Source organism: bacterium (assembly GCA_021372615.1).
Classification (GTDB): domain Bacteria; phylum Armatimonadota; class Zipacnadia; order Zipacnadales; family UBA11051; genus JAJFUB01.
The window spans coordinates 1-13,594 of sequence record JAJFUB010000099.1; the positions used below are offsets into that span (position 1 = coordinate 1).

Genomic DNA, 13,594 nt, shown 5'->3' on the forward strand with positions numbered 1-13,594 from the left:
ACTCATTCCGTGGGCGAATTGGTTTCAGCATGACGCCGCGGCGGGACAGGATCATCGCCGCCCGGGACGAACGGGTTGCAGCGCATGATGCGCCACAAGCCCAGGCCCAGCCCCCGCACGACCCCGTGTACCTGGAGGGCCTGGATCATGTACTCCGAGCAGGTGGGACGAAAGCGGCATACGCCCGGGAGGAGGCGCGAGCAACGCTGGTAGAGGCGGATCAGCCCGATCAGCGCCTGGCACAACATCGCTCATCCCCCGCCCTCGGCGGCCGCCGGCTGACCCCACACGCGCGCCCGGCCCAGCAACTCACGTACTTCGGCAACCAGGTCCCAGTAGCTCGCCTTTAGGGCTTCGACCGAGGCGATCAGAATGATGTCTGGGTGGCCCGTCAGCCCATGGTCCCGTAGCAGGTTGCGCAGCGCCTCGCGCAGCCGTCGCCGCAGGCAGTTGCGCCGCACCGCCTGCTTGGCGACCTTGCGGCTCACCACATAGGCCACGCGGAGGCCCGGCTCAATCGGTCCGGACAGCACGATGGCGGTAACGAACTTGCCGCGGAAGCGCCTGCCCTGACGGTAGATGCGGTCGAAATCACTCCGGCGGCGCAATGCCTCTGCCTTGATCCGACGACTGCCGGCGACTCCCGTGGGTAAGGTGGTCACAGGCCTCCCGGGTGGCTAGACAACGGCCAGGCGAACGCGGCCCTTGGCGCGGCGGCGGGCGATGGTGCGGCGCCCGCTCTTGGTGGCCATGCGAGCCATGAACCCCATCTTGCGCAGCCGGGGCCGTCGCTTCGGTTGGTAAGTCCTCTTCATGCCAACTTCACCCTCATCGCACCACGGGGCGTGAACCCGAGCCTCGCCCCCCACTCATCGAGCAGGCGAGCCGCGCTCCACGTCTCCCGCGTGCGCAAAGTATGCCCTGCAGAAGCGAAAAGTGCGCCCTAGGTCCCGCGCCTGCGGGCCGGCCGCGTGACAAGTAGTATAGCACAAACGCGCAAATCGCCGCAACCCGCAGCTTGAAGGAAGGAGGAGAGTCGCCGGGTCCGAGGAAGGAAACAGCGGTCGTGCAGCGGAAGAAAGCATGGCGCGGCTTGGTTTGACAACCCGCGCGGGGCTTTGCTATAATGCGGTCGTTCGGCGGGGGCCGAGGACTGGTGCCTGCGACCTCGGCACTCGTGTCGCTGCCGACGACGATCCCGATGGCTCCTCACATCGAGGGAGGGCTTGTACGGCATGGACAAGAAGCGCATTCTGGTTGTGGATGACGAACGGCATATCGTCCGGCTCGTGCAGGTGAACCTCGAACGAGCCGGCTACGAGGTCCTCACTGCCTTCGATGGTGTCGAGGCGCTTGAGAAGGTCAAGAACGAGATGCCGGACATGGTGGTCCTGGATGTCATGATGCCGCGCATGGACGGCTTCGAGGTCCTCAAGAACCTCCAATCCGACCCGCGGTTCCAGAACATCCCGGTCATCATGCTCACGGCCAAGGCCCAGGACGCGGACATCTTCAAGGGATGGGCCTCCGGCGTCAGTTCGTACCTGACCAAGCCCTTCAACCCGCGCGAGTTGCTCGTCTTCGTTGAGCGCATCTTCCAGAGCATGGACGAGCCGCCGACGGATGACGAGAGCGTCTGGGAGGTCTAGCTCCCACGGCATGTCAACCCGGCCCGGGTCCCGCCTAGCGGGATCCGGGCTTCTGATTCTGGCAGGCCCATGACCCTATTCGACCTGGGGGAGTTCGGCTTCATCGAGCAGCTGCGGCAGATGGCCTCCGGGGCCGCGCCGGGACTGGCCGTCGCCATTGGTGACGACTGCGCCATCATCGAGGTCGGCGACGACCGCCTGGCAGTGACCACGGACGCGATGGTCGAGGGGCGGCACTTCCGCCTCGACTGGCTAACCGCGCGCGAGGTCGGTGCGCGGGCCATGGCCGCCGCCCTGAGTGACGTGGTGGCCATGGGCGCCGCGCCCCAGTACAGCTTCGTCTCGCTGGGGCTGTCGCCCGACTGGCCGGCAGAGCGCGCCCTGGAGCTGGCGCGGGGCCTGGTCGAGCAAGCCGAGGCCCATGGCGCCGGCCTGGCCGGCGGAGACACCGTGGCGGCCGACCAGGCCTTCGTGGATGTCGTCGCCATCGGCCGGTGCCGCGAACACCTCTGGCTGCGCTCGGGGGCGCAAGCGGGCGACGGGCTGTACGTGACGGGGGCGCTGGGTGGCCCGGCGGCAGCGGTGGCCGCCCGGTTGGCCGGTCTGGAGCCGGGCGCCTGTTGGGAGCGGTATGCGCACCCGCAGCCCCGGGTCCGCGAAGCCGCGCAACTGGAGCCGCTGGGTCTGGTCCACGGGGCCATGGACATCAGCGACGGGCTCGTGCAGGACGCCGGGCATCTGTGCGAGCAAAGCGGGGTGGGGATCATCATCCGGGCGGCGCAGGTGCCGGTGCATGCTGGCGTGGCGCAGATCGCTGAGCGGCTCAGGCACGACCCGTTGCAGTATGCGCTCAGCGGTGGGGAGGAGTTCGAGTTGCTGTTCACCGCGCCGCCCGGGGCGCTGGCAGAACTGCAAGCCGCCGTCGCGATCCCCGTGCACCAGATCGGGGAAGTCGTCGCCGGCGGCAGTGTCCTCGTGTTGGACGAGACAGGGGGCGAAGTCAGCCTCCCCTCAACGGGCTGGGACCACTTCCGACAGCGAACGGAGTAGCCCCGCCGTATCCCCTCAGACCATCACCGCATCCGCGATGATCATCCTCAGGCCAGGCCGGATGGCGAAGCTGTCGCGCACCGCGTGCAGGTCCGCGCGCAGCGGCTCGATCTCCTCCTCCGGCAACACTACCATCACGACCGAGTTGAGGCCGGGCCATACCGGCGTCCCGTCACGCATGCCCGTCTCGCCCGAGCCCTGGCAATCCGTCCAGCGCGTGTAGTGCTTGAGGCCCCGGTTACTCAGCACTTCCATGACATCGGGCTCGACGCCCTGATCGCACACAATGAGGAGCAGCTTGGTCTTGGTGTCCTCCACTAGGAGTCCCCTCCCTTCGGACGACCGTGCTTATCGAAGGCCTGCTCCGCGCCGCTCCACTTGCTGATCAGCCGGGACGCGCCGGTGGAGAAGAACGTCCCGATGGAGTCCCAGATGCAGTACGAGGCGGGCACGATGATGAGCGACAGGACGGTCGCCACCAGCAGGCCGAAGATCACCACGACGGCCATCGGCGAGCGCCACTCGGAGCCCTCGTTCATGGCGACCGCGGTCGGGACCATGGCCGTCACACAGGCCATGGTGGTCATGAGTACCGGCTGCATGCGGTGGGGGCCCGCGGTCAGCAGGGCCTCCGTACGCGACATGCCTCGTTTGCGCATGGTGTTGGTGTAGTCCACCACCAGGATCGCGTTCTTGCCCACGATACCCATGAGCATGATGAGGCCGATGATCGCCACCACGCTGATGTTCATGTGGCACAGGTACAGCCCCAGGAAGGCGCCGACCAGGGCCATGGGCAGCGTCAGCATGATGTTGAGCGGCTCGAGGATGCTGTTGTACAGAGCGGCCGTTACCAGGTAGATCAGGATCACCGCCAGGAGCATGGCCTGACCCATGTAGCCAAAGCTCTCCTGCATCATCTGGATCTCGCCGGTCCAGTCGAAGGTCACGCCGGGGACCTGGATCTTGTCAGCGAGGCCCTGCACGATCTTCTGGGCCTGGCCGCCCGGCAGGTCGGAGGCCAGCGAGGCGCTCAGCGTGACCTTGCGCTGGCGGTTGTAGCGCTCGATGCGGCTGGGGCCCGAGGACATCTGGATGTCTGCGACATCGCGCAGCCGCACCGGTTGGCCGGTTGCGCTCCGGCCCACGAACAGGTTGCCGACATCGGTGACGTTCGACCGATCCAGCTCGCGGAACTCGACGCGAATGTCGTACTCGTCCCCGGACTCGCGGTACTTGCTGCTCGTATCCCCGGCGAAGGCCGTGCGGACCGCACCGGCGACCTGCTGGACGGTCAGGCCCTGGTCGGCGGCGCGCAGGCGGTCAATGGTCGCGTGCACCTCGGGTCGGCCCGCCTTGCTCGACAGCTCCACATAGTGGAAGCCCTTCTCCTGGGCCAGGTCGCGCTGCAATCGCGCCGCCGCCCGGTCGCGCGCCTCGACGTCGTCGCCCAGGATGTTCAGCTCAATGGCGTTGCCCGACGGCCCGCCGTCGCTGGCGCCTGCGGTGACCTTGATCGTGGCCGAAGGGATCCTCGCCAGTGCCGTTCGCAGGTCAGTAGCCAACCCCTCGTCCGAGCGCTGCTTCTGCCTGACGCGCTCCTTGCGGCCGGTCATGGTGATATCCACGCTGGCGAAGCGGCTGCCTACGTCACCCACGCCCAACATGCTGCCGGCGCCCGAGCCGACGGTGGCCTGGATATCCGTGACCTCCGGGTACTTCTGCTTGTCCTCCAGCAGCGTCTCGATCTGGCGGGTGATGCGGTCGGTCTCCTCGATGCGCGTCCCCACCGCCGTCTCGATACTGATGGCTACGCGCCCCTCATCACTGCGCGGGAAGAACTCAAACCCCAGGCGCGGCCCGACGCCCATCAGAATCAGGGCCAGCGCCGCGAACCCGACGCCGACGGTGATGTACGGGTGGGCGACCGCCCGCTTGAGCAGCCACACGTAGGCGTGTTCGAGCCGCAGATAGGCCGCGTCGAAGAGCCCAAAGAAGCGCGTCAGCAGCCCCAGACGATGCCCCACGCGACGATCCGTGCGCTGGTACCACCACGAGGCCAACATGGGAGTCAGCGTGAAGGCGATCAGCAGCGAGAAGATCGTGCAGGTGAAGACCGTGATGCCGAAGGGGAAGAAGAACCGGCCGACGATGCCGCCCATCATGGCGACCGGGATATATACCACGACGTCCACGGCCGTCAGGGCCACCGCCGCCGCGCCGATCTCGGTGCGGCCGTTGTAGGCCGCGATCGCGGGCTGCTCCCCCATCTGCAGGTGACGGTCTATGTTCTCCAGCACCACAATCGAGTCGTCCACCAGGATACCGACCGACAGGGCTAACCCCAGCATGACGATCATGTTGAGTGTGAAGCCGAAGCCCATGCCGATGGGCAGGAACGTTGCGATCAGACAGGTGGGGATCGCCAGCGCCACGATGATGGTGCCGCGGAAGTTGTGCAGGAACAGGAAGACGACGATGGCCGCCAGCAACGCACCCCACATGAGCGAGTCGCGCACGTCATAGATGGCTTCCCGGACGCGCTTGGAGGCATCGTAGGCGATGACGGCCTTCAGGTCGCGGGACATCGTGCCAGACTTCTGCTCCGTGCCCAGCAGGAACTCCAGCTTCTTCTTCACGCCATCCACGACCGACACGGTGTTGGCGTCCGACTGCTTCAGGACGCTGATGGCCACGGCGGCCTTCCCGTTCGTGCGGGCGAGAGAGCTGGGTTCCTCGACCGTGTCGAGGACCGTCGCCAGGTCGCTGAGCGGCACGCTGCCTCGCGCGGTGTTGAGGCGCAGGTTGCGGATCTCGTCCATGCTCTTGAACTGGCCGAGAGCCCGTACGGAGTAGTCGCGAACGCCCTCCTTGATGTTGCCGGCCGGCACGTCGAGGTTCTGGGCCACGATCTGCTGGGCCAGTTCGGAGATGGACAACTGGGCCGCGTCGAGGCGCTCGCGGTCGGCGAGGATCTGGATCTCGCGCACTTCGCCACCCGAGACCGCCACCGACGCGACGCCCGGCACCTGGCCCAGTACCGGCTTGATCGAGTCCTCCACAAGCTTGCGCAAGTCGCGCGGCGGGCGCGAGCCGGTGATGCCGATGGTGACGACGGGCATGGAACCGATGTCCAGCTTGTAGATGGACGGCGGCTCGACATCATCAGGGAACTCGGCCTTGGCGCGGTCCAGTGCGTCGCGCACGTCTGCTGCCGCGACATCCGTGTCGGTACCGTAGCGGAAGCGGATCGTCGTCGAGCCCAGGTTCTCCTGGCACTGCGAGACGACACGGTCCACGCCATTGATGACGCTGACCTGGTCCTCGAGCGGGCGCACGATGCGCTGCTCGATCTCCTCGGGGTTGGCGCCCGGGTAGGGCACCGTCACCGAGACGATGGGGAAGTCCACTTTGGGGTCCAGGTCCCAGGGCATGCGCGACAGCGACACCAGGCCCATGATGACCAGGGCCAGGATGAACATGGAGATGGTCACGCGTCGGTTGATCGCGAACTTAGTGAGCCACATAGAGCCGCGAGGCCCCTTCTATCCGGAATGGATCGGATGCGTACTACTGCCCCGGCGCTGCCGCCGGCGCCCCCGTTGCCGCCGCGTCGTCCGCCTCGGTGCGCTTCTGCGGCTTCACCAGCTCGCCGTCGGCCAGCAGGTTCTGGCCACCCACCACGAGCACATCGCCGCTGCGGACGCCCCGCGTGATCTCGACCACCGAGTCCACCGATGCTCCCAGCGACACCTTCCGCACCTTGATGCGGCCATCCACCACTGCGTACACGACCCGCTTCTCGCCCTGCTCGACGAGGGCGTCGCGGGGCACCAGCACGGCGCTGGGGTTCGTGCCGGTCACGATGTCAATGCGGGCGAACATGCCGGCCCGGAGCAGTTGCTGGCCGTTGGGGACTTCCACCCGCACGATGTAGATGCGCTGGCCCTGCCTGGCCTGGGGCGCGATGTCGGCGATCGTGCCGACGAACTGGCGGCCTGCCAGCGCGTCAATGGTCACCTTCGCCTGTTGTCCGACCCGCATCTGTGCCATCTGCAGCTCGGAGGCCTCGCAGTTGACGCGCACCGGGTTCAGGTCCACGATGCGGATCAGGGCATCTCCGGGGGAGGCGGCCTCGCCCGGCTCCACGTTGCGTGCCGCCACCGTGCCTGATATGGGGGCGTAGATGACGTGCTTGGCCACCTGCGTCTGCCCGGCGCGCCGTGCCGCGGCCGCCTGCCCCGCCGACGCCCGCGCGGCCTTGACCTCCTCCTCGGTGGCTGTGACCTGCGCGCGCTGCGACCGTGCCAATCGCACAGTCTCCTCGGCCTGATCCACGGCGACCTCGGCGGCACGCACGTCGCGCTCGGCTACATCTATCTGTGCGCGCTGGCTCTGGGCCTGGGTGAGGGCCTGCTGGGACAACGATACCCGCAGTTCGGCGAGCCGCACCTGCTCGGTGCGGGCGCCCTCCTTGGCGAGATCGAGAGCCTGCTCGGCCACGCGCTGGTTGGCCACCGCCATCTCGTACTCCACCTGCGCCGTATCCAGTTGGGCCTGGGCGATGGCGCCACCCTTGACCAGAGTCTGGCTACGGTCGAGGCTGAGCTTCGCCAGTCGCACCGCTGACTTCGCCTGGTCCACGCGGGCCTGCGCCTGGGCGATCTCCTGGCTGCGCGTTCCGGCCTTGACATCGGCCAACTGCGACTGCCACTGCTTGACGCCGATCTGGGCCTCGGCGATGGTCTCCTCGACACGTGTGCGGGTGTAGTCGGCCGTGATCTTGGCCTGACGCAGGCGGTTGCGCGCCTGTTCCATGCTCTGCTCGGCCTGCCGCACGGCGATGGCCGTCTGTTCCCGGGTGAGCTTCAGGCCGACGCGCGACTGCCCATAGCGGGCCTGGGCCGCGCGTTCGGCGGCGGCGCTCTGCTGCACGCCGGCGCTGGCCAACTGCGTGTCCAGGCGCACCAGGGCCTGTCCGCGGGTCACGTGGTCGCCCACATCCACCCCCACCCACGCCACGTTGCCCGACAGCTCCGGCGCGACATCCACTTCGTGCCGTGCTTCCACCGTGCCCGTCAGGTGCTCGGCCTGCTCGATGGCGCCCAGTTCCGCGGCGCCGACGAATACGGGGGTGGCCTGCTCCCCAGTGGCCTCCTCCGCCGCCTTGCCGGCCTGCCGGCGTGCGCAGCCGCCCAGCAGCACACTCAGAGCGAGTACCACAGCGATTCCCTGCCAGCAGAGATTGCGGGATCTCATGAACCAGACTCCTCCGTCAGATCCGCCAAGCCCAGTGCCGCGCGTAGCGACGCCGTGGCCACCTGCAGACTGTATCGAGCATTCACGACTTGCGTCTGGGCCGACGCCAGGGCGGTCTGCGCGTCCAGCACTTCCACCCCGAGGCCGACGCCGCTGGTGAAGCGCACCTGGGCGATGCGCAGTTGCTCCCGGGCCTCCGTCTCGCCCTGTTCGGCAACGGTGAGAGCCTCGCGCGCGTCGTCCACATTGAGCGCCGCCTGCGTCACTTGCAGGGCGATCTGCTGCTGGGCCTGCTCCAGGTTCAGCCGGGCGATCTCCACGTCCGTCTGGGCCTGCCGGATCTTCGCTCCCTTTTCCCCGCCCTCGTAGATCGGGACAGACAGGGCCGCGGTGACGCTCCAGCCGAGGCCGCCGTCGTGGTAGTCATAGCCCGAGTTCGTGGTCGCACCCACGAGCGAGCCCACCGGGTCATACGCCGCGCGGGTCACGCGCACGAGTGCCTGGCGCGCCCGCACGAGCGCTTCCAGAGACCCGATCTCGGGGCGGGCCTCCAGGGCCCGGGCGATCAGTGCGTGCCGGTCGCCCTCGGGCAGCGCGGGCGGGACGCCCTCCTCCACCACGATCTCCGTGCTCTGGGGGGCCAGTAGTAGTTCCGCGAGCGCCGCCTTGGCCTGCGCGACGGCCGTGCGCGCGTGGATGACATCCCCACGCGCCGTGGCGACCTGGGTCTCGGCCTGGACGACCTCGAACCGAGGGGCCGTGCCGACGCCGAACATGGCCCGGGCGATGCGGAGGTGCTCCGCCACTGCCGTGAGGCGCTGCTGGGCCACGACCTCAAGCTGCTGGGTGCGCAGGACGCCATAGACCGCCTGGCGCGCGCTCAGGGCCGTCTGCAGCCGTGTCTGGCGTACATTGCTCTGGGCCGCCTCGACCGCCGCACGTGCGGCCCGGCGGGCGTCGGCGTCCTGGCCACTGAGATAGACAGGCAGCGTGGCCTGGACCGCCTCCTCATGCACACGCGTCGGCGCCAGCGTGATGCTGCCTCCCCCCATCTCCTCGGGCAGCGTCAGGCTGCCGCCTGGTTCCTTGCGCACATAGCTGGCTGTCCCGGTGACGCGGGGATTCGACATCGCCTTGACTTCCAGCAGCTTGCCCTGCGCGGCCTGTACCTGCTGGTCATTGATCGCCAGTTGCGTAGACCGTGCGACCGCCAGACCCGCTGCCGTGTCCGGAGTCAGCCGCAGCGGGCTGGACAGGTCAGGCAGGCGCTGCGCCTGCGGCCGGGGTGCCGGTTGCGGTGTCTCGGCGGCCGGCTGAGCCACCGCTGCGGCCGCAAGCAGGATGCCGAGCAGACAGACGTGACCACTTCTCATGACGGCCCCCCCTCCTCCGGGGTGTTGGCGCCGTGATGCTCGTATTCCAGCAGCACGGTCTGGAGGCTCTGCTGGGCCTCCTGCAGCTTCTCGAATCTGACGAACGATACGCCCGTCTCATCCGGGTGCACCAGTACGAGCAGTTTGTCTCCGGGCTTGATCCCCAGGCGCTCCCGGACCTCCGCCGGGATGACGACCTGCCCCCGCTCGCCCACGGTTGAAGCCCCCATGAACAGCTTCGCCAAGTCATGCCCGGGCATCCAGCGTCATCTCCATGTATATACGATTTACATGATTTGCACTCTTTGCATGACATGCTACTTCAGTCACGACTGTCCTGTCAATCGTGCGCCCGGCCAGTTCGCAGGTCAGGGGCCGTACTCCTGCCTGCAGGGATCGGAAGAACTGCGGCGAAACCTCGGTCATTCCGGTACAGGAGCAGCGCTATGGACCCAGCCCTACTGCAGCGGACGACGGCACGGCACCTCGATGAGGTCATCGCCTTGCGCCGGGATCTGCACCAGCACCCAGAGCTGAGTGGCGCCGAGGAGCGGACCGCCCGTGTGGTGGCCGAGCGGCTGCGACAGGCGGGCCTGGACGTGCGCACCGGCGTGGGTGGGCATGGTGTCGTCGCCACACTGGGCGAGGGACGGCCCTGCTTCTTGCTCCGGGCGGATATGGATGCTCTGCCCCTGCAGGAGGACACCGGGCTCCCCTGGAGCTCGACATGCCCCGGCGTGGCACATGCCTGCGGGCACGACTTCCACACTGCGTGGCTGGTCGGCGCCGCGCTCGTCCTCAGAGATATAGGCCTGCCCCGGGGCTGCGTCAAGTTTGTGTTCCAGCCCGCGGAGGAGGCGATTGCCGGGGCGGCGCCGATGATCGAGCAGGGCATCCTGGAGGAACCCCCGGTGGACGCCGTGTGCGGGGCGCACACCGGGCCGGATCTGAAGGTGGGGCAGATCGCCCTGCGTCCGGGGCCCAATCTCGCGGCCGCCGACCGCTTCACCATCACCATCACCGGTGTCGGAGCCCACGGTGCGCATCCCAACTGCGCGCGCGATCCCATCCCTGTCGCTGCCGAGATCATCCTGGCGCTGCAGACGCTTGTGGCTCGTCGGCTCAACCCGCTCAACGCCGCCGTCGTCAGCGTGTGCCGCATGAGTGCGGGCTCAGCCTTCAACATCATCCCGGACACGGCCATGCTCGAAGGCACCGTGCGGACCCTGGTGCCGGGCGACCGGGACATGATCGAGGAGGCCATGGGGCAACTGGTGGAGAGCCTCGCGGCGGCCCACGGCTGCACCGGCAAGCTGGACTACGCCCGGGGCGTGCCGGCCACAATCACCGATCCCGACGTGACCGACCTGGCGCGGCGGGCCCTGCTTCGGGTCATGTCCGCCGAGCAGGTCAAGCTGCAAGAGCAGGTATCCATGGGGGCCGAGGACTTCTCGCTGTTCCTGGAGCGTTGCCCCGGGGCACTGCTATCCGTCGGCTGCACCGCCCCGGGGACTGAAGACGTCAAGTCGCTGCACCAGCCGGGATTCGCCGGCGACGACGGCTGCCTGCAACCGGCCATGATCGCGCTGTCCGCCACTGCGCTGGAGTACCTGTCCCAGGAGTGAAAGGCCGGAACGCGCCCTGGGCCGGCGGCGTCATAGAGGGAAACGCCCCGCCACAGGTGGCCTGCAATGCGCGCCTGCCCGTCCCGGTTGCATGGCTTCACGCTGATCGAGTTGCTGGTGGTCATCGCGATCATCGCCATCCTCGCCTCGATCCTCTTCCCGGTCTTCGCGCGTGCCCGCGAACAGGCCCGCAAGTCGGCCTGTAACAGCAATGTGCGCCAGATCACCCTGGCGCTGCTGTCGTACGCACAGGACTACGACGAGACTTTCTGCCCGTTCAGCCAGGGCAACGGCTACCAGGGGAGCCTGGGCTACGGTGGGGGAGACGGCCCGCGCTGGGCCGACGTGGTCATGCCCTACGTCAAGAACTCGCAGATCTTCAACTGCCCCAGCGACCAGACGCGCATGGCCATCTATGCGGGTGGGTCCTACTTCGACATTAAGAACTACACTTACGGCTACGTCTCGCCGTCCAGCGGGGCGGCCGACTACGGTGTCGCCAGCCGCAACCTGGCCGAGATCCCGGACCCGTGTAAGACGATCGTGGTAGTGGATGACGGGCGGGGCGAGGACACTGGCGACACGGAGTACCTCGGGCGGGTCATCCCGTCCCCCTCCGATGACCTGGCGTCCCTGGGCTCGCGGGTGCAAGGCATGCGGCACACCGGAGCCTCGGCAAGCAACCTCGCGGGGCAGGCGTTCAACGCCGGCTATGTGGATGGCCATGCCAAGTTCGTGCGGCTGACAGACACCTTCATGAGCCAGTGGACGCTGGCCGAGGACTGACTACAGCACAACCGGAACCACCACGTGCACGTCGGCCTGCAGCGGGGCACTGCCCCGGCCGGCATGCCATGTGTCCTCATCCCCCACGTAGAGCTTCACGTGCCGCCGCAGTCCTCCCTGCTCGTCCAGCAGCGCCCCCGCCAGGTCGGGATGCTCCTGGCGCAACGCCGCCAGGAGATCGGCCACCGTCGTCCCGTCCACCTCCACGCGCACCCGGGGCCGGTTCCGTGCCAGCGGCCGCAGCGGCGCCGGTAGATGCACTGTCACTCGCATGGGAGGATCTTCTCCATCTGGTACCCCAGGCCCGTGCCGCGCAGGCTGTCCGTCCGGGCCCGGCCGCTCTGGAGCCGGAAGATGTCGCCATGGACCCGCTTCTCCGCCTCGCTGGTGGCGTCGGGGAAGAACTGGCGGCTGTTGGCTTCCACACCCATGATGGTGTACAGCCGTGCGCCCAGACCCACCGAATGGAACAGCGACAGGCCGGGGTTGGTCAGGTCCTGCACGCTGTACGCGATGCCCTCCTCCTTCGCCCGCGAGGCGAAGAGGATGTCGGACGACTGGCCCTTGCAGCTCTTGAGCGCCACGCCCGACCAGCCCAACTCCATGGCCAGATCGAAGCTGTCGAGGTCGGTGAGGCTCTCATCCACGATGACAGGCTTGAGGGCCGCGATCTTCCGCATGTCGTGGCGGTTGGCCGTCAGGTCGCGTTCGGTGGGCTGCTCGATGTACAGGATGCGGTCGTGGCAGTCCTGCGACTTCGCGCGGATACGCTCGAGGTACTCGATGATGTAGTCGGGGCTCTCACACTGCTCGTTGGTGTCGGCGGTCAGATGCATGGCCTGCGGGCTTCCCAGCCCGCGAAGGCCGATCTCATACACAGCCATCGTCCGGTCCACATCCCAGTCCAGGTCCGTCCCGCGCAGCTTCACTTTCAGGCAGTACACGCCCTCGAACTCGATCCACTCCTCCAGGCAATTCGGCCGCCCGTCCTGCGGGTCGCTGTCATCCACCTCGCCTCGGGTCAGCTTGTCGAGCCCGCCCACCAGATGGAAGATGGGGATCTCCGGCAGGTACTGGGGGCGGATGTAGTCGGCGGCGTACTTGCCGGCATACCTCGGCCCCAGGTACCGCGACAGGTCGCTCATGAAGTCGCGCCCGTAGCCATCGTAGGTGTCAATGCCGTTGACGTTGCCGAAGGCATCGTGCAGGGCCGCATCCACCGGCGAGGCGCACACGAGGGCGCCCAGGAAGGGCTGTTGGAGCGCGGGCTTTCCAGCCCGCGCCTCGTGCGGCGGGCTGGAAAGCCCGCGCTCCGCGCACACCTCCACATTGATCCGCCGCAGGTCGTCCTCCAGCGCCAGGAAGATGTCCACGGGGTGCCCTGGCTCGCCGTACGAGGTCGCCAGCTTGATGTAGCGCTCGGTGACTTCCTTCATGGCCGCAGCCTTCACGTCGTGCGACAGCTCCGGCGTAGGCCAGCCCCAGAAGTCCATGAGGAAGATGGCGCCCCAGCCGCTGGCCGTCTGGCCGCGCCCGTTCTCGACAATGGCCTCCACGCGGCAGAAGTCCACGCCGTCCACGACGACGGCCCCGAACTTCAACGGCGTCCGCGCCTGCTCGAAGGTATAGTGGGGGATGAGTTCTCTGATGCGAATGTCTGATTGCATGTCCGCCTCCAGTAGGGGGGCGGTTCGACGTGAGGCAGGGGCGGTCCTGCTCCGGGTACATGGCGGCCCCTTCAGGGCGCGCGGTGTTGCGGGACGCCGCCTGCCGTGGGCTGCCGCCCACGGCTACGCACGATGGCCCGCTTCGCGGGCTGAATACGGCCGCCCCCTCGGTGGTCTGCTGGCCG

General features: G+C 67.8%; 14 protein-coding genes. 4 read left to right on the forward strand and 10 right to left on the reverse strand.

Annotation, left to right across the window (positions count from 1 at the left end):
• Positions 1 to 2: 2 nt before the first annotated feature.
• From yidD to rpmH, 3 genes are read right to left on the reverse strand one after another with little or no spacing between them, the layout of a single operon-like run.
• Positions 3 to 248: a membrane protein insertion efficiency factor YidD gene (gene yidD, locus LLH23_15245; protein MCE5239821.1), complete on the reverse strand. Its 246-nt coding sequence runs from the start codon at positions 246 to 248 to the stop codon at positions 3 to 5.
• Between the two features lie 3 nt (positions 249 to 251).
• Positions 252 to 662, reverse strand: coding sequence for a ribonuclease P protein component (rnpA, locus tag LLH23_15250; protein ID MCE5239822.1), 411 nt, complete (start codon positions 660 to 662; stop codon positions 252 to 254).
• 15 nt (positions 663 to 677) lie between these two features.
• On the reverse strand, positions 678 to 815 hold the full coding sequence (gene rpmH, locus LLH23_15255) for a 50S ribosomal protein L34 (protein ID MCE5239823.1): 138 nt from the start codon (positions 813 to 815) through the stop codon (positions 678 to 680).
• 420 nt (positions 816 to 1,235) lie between these two features.
• Here rpmH and LLH23_15260 point away from each other — a divergent pair, with 420 nt between their 5' ends.
• Both LLH23_15260 and thiL read left to right on the forward strand, forming a co-directional pair.
• Positions 1,236 to 1,649 carry a response regulator gene (locus tag LLH23_15260; GenBank protein MCE5239824.1) on the forward strand — a complete coding sequence of 138 codons (414 nt, stop codon included), beginning with the start codon at positions 1,236 to 1,238 and terminating at the stop codon, positions 1,647 to 1,649.
• A gap of 69 nt (positions 1,650 to 1,718) precedes the next feature.
• On the forward strand, positions 1,719 to 2,699 hold the full coding sequence (gene thiL / locus LLH23_15265) for a thiamine-phosphate kinase (GenBank protein ID MCE5239825.1): 981 nt from the start codon (positions 1,719 to 1,721) through the stop codon (positions 2,697 to 2,699).
• Positions 2,700 to 2,714: 15 nt separating this feature from the next.
• On the opposite strand, the gene LLH23_15270 is transcribed toward thiL, so the two are convergent.
• From LLH23_15270 to LLH23_15290, 5 genes are read right to left on the reverse strand one after another with little or no spacing between them, the layout of a single operon-like run.
• The gene (locus LLH23_15270) at positions 2,715 to 3,017 is read right to left on the reverse strand and encodes a hypothetical protein (GenBank protein ID MCE5239826.1); all 303 of its coding nucleotides are present in this window, start codon (positions 3,015 to 3,017) and stop codon (positions 2,715 to 2,717) included.
• The gene (locus LLH23_15275; GenBank protein ID MCE5239827.1) at positions 3,017 to 6,226 is read right to left on the reverse strand and encodes an efflux RND transporter permease subunit; all 3,210 of its coding nucleotides are present in this window, start codon (positions 6,224 to 6,226) and stop codon (positions 3,017 to 3,019) included. The genes LLH23_15270 and LLH23_15275 overlap by 1 nt, the downstream gene beginning before the upstream one ends.
• Positions 6,227 to 6,269: 43 nt before the next feature.
• Positions 6,270 to 7,958: an efflux RND transporter periplasmic adaptor subunit gene (locus tag LLH23_15280; protein MCE5239828.1), complete on the reverse strand. Its 1,689-nt coding sequence runs from the start codon at positions 7,956 to 7,958 to the stop codon at positions 6,270 to 6,272.
• Positions 7,955 to 9,331 carry a TolC family protein gene (locus LLH23_15285; protein ID MCE5239829.1) on the reverse strand — a complete coding sequence of 459 codons (1,377 nt, stop codon included), beginning with the start codon at positions 9,329 to 9,331 and terminating at the stop codon, positions 7,955 to 7,957. The genes LLH23_15280 and LLH23_15285 overlap by 4 nt, the downstream gene beginning before the upstream one ends.
• Positions 9,328 to 9,591: an AbrB/MazE/SpoVT family DNA-binding domain-containing protein gene (locus LLH23_15290; protein ID MCE5239830.1), complete on the reverse strand. Its 264-nt coding sequence runs from the start codon at positions 9,589 to 9,591 to the stop codon at positions 9,328 to 9,330. Before LLH23_15290 ends, LLH23_15285 begins: the two co-directional genes overlap by 4 nt.
• 186 nt (positions 9,592 to 9,777) lie before the next feature.
• Here LLH23_15290 and LLH23_15295 point away from each other — a divergent pair, with 186 nt between their 5' ends.
• Both LLH23_15295 and LLH23_15300 read left to right on the forward strand, forming a co-directional pair.
• Positions 9,778 to 10,956 carry an amidohydrolase gene (locus LLH23_15295; GenBank protein ID MCE5239831.1) on the forward strand — a complete coding sequence of 393 codons (1,179 nt, stop codon included), beginning with the start codon at positions 9,778 to 9,780 and terminating at the stop codon, positions 10,954 to 10,956.
• Between the two features lie 66 nt (positions 10,957 to 11,022).
• Positions 11,023 to 11,742, forward strand: coding sequence for a DUF1559 domain-containing protein (locus LLH23_15300; protein ID MCE5239832.1), 720 nt, complete (start codon positions 11,023 to 11,025; stop codon positions 11,740 to 11,742).
• Here the strand turns inward: LLH23_15300 and LLH23_15305 are convergent, their stop codons facing one another.
• Both LLH23_15305 and LLH23_15310 read right to left on the reverse strand, forming a co-directional pair.
• On the reverse strand, positions 11,743 to 12,015 hold the full coding sequence (locus LLH23_15305) for a MoaD/ThiS family protein (GenBank protein MCE5239833.1): 273 nt from the start codon (positions 12,013 to 12,015) through the stop codon (positions 11,743 to 11,745).
• Positions 12,006 to 13,409: a hypothetical protein gene (locus tag LLH23_15310; GenBank protein MCE5239834.1), complete on the reverse strand. Its 1,404-nt coding sequence runs from the start codon at positions 13,407 to 13,409 to the stop codon at positions 12,006 to 12,008. The genes LLH23_15305 and LLH23_15310 overlap by 10 nt, the downstream gene beginning before the upstream one ends.
• Between the last annotated feature and the right edge of the window lie 185 nt (positions 13,410 to 13,594).

Coding starts and splice junctions, on each gene's coding strand:
- yidD (MCE5239821.1), bottom strand. CDS start 248: ATGTTGTGCCAGGCGCTGATCGGGCTGATCCGCCTCTACCAGCGTTGC.
- rpmH (MCE5239823.1), bottom strand. CDS start 815: ATGAAGAGGACTTACCAACCGAAGCGACGGCCCCGGCTGCGCAAGATG.
- LLH23_15260 (MCE5239824.1), top strand. CDS start 1,236: ATGGACAAGAAGCGCATTCTGGTTGTGGATGACGAACGGCATATCGTC.
- thiL (MCE5239825.1), top strand. CDS start 1,719: ATGACCCTATTCGACCTGGGGGAGTTCGGCTTCATCGAGCAGCTGCGG.
- LLH23_15275 (MCE5239827.1), bottom strand. CDS start 6,226: ATGTGGCTCACTAAGTTCGCGATCAACCGACGCGTGACCATCTCCATG.
- LLH23_15280 (MCE5239828.1), bottom strand. CDS start 7,958: ATGAGATCCCGCAATCTCTGCTGGCAGGGAATCGCTGTGGTACTCGCT.
- LLH23_15285 (MCE5239829.1), bottom strand. CDS start 9,331: ATGAGAAGTGGTCACGTCTGTCTGCTCGGCATCCTGCTTGCGGCCGCA.
- LLH23_15290 (MCE5239830.1), bottom strand. CDS start 9,591: ATGCCCGGGCATGACTTGGCGAAGCTGTTCATGGGGGCTTCAACCGTG.
- LLH23_15295 (MCE5239831.1), top strand. CDS start 9,778: ATGGACCCAGCCCTACTGCAGCGGACGACGGCACGGCACCTCGATGAG.
- LLH23_15300 (MCE5239832.1), top strand. CDS start 11,023: ATGCGCGCCTGCCCGTCCCGGTTGCATGGCTTCACGCTGATCGAGTTG.
- LLH23_15305 (MCE5239833.1), bottom strand. CDS start 12,015: ATGCGAGTGACAGTGCATCTACCGGCGCCGCTGCGGCCGCTGGCACGG.
- LLH23_15310 (MCE5239834.1), bottom strand. CDS start 13,409: ATGCAATCAGACATTCGCATCAGAGAACTCATCCCCCACTATACCTTC.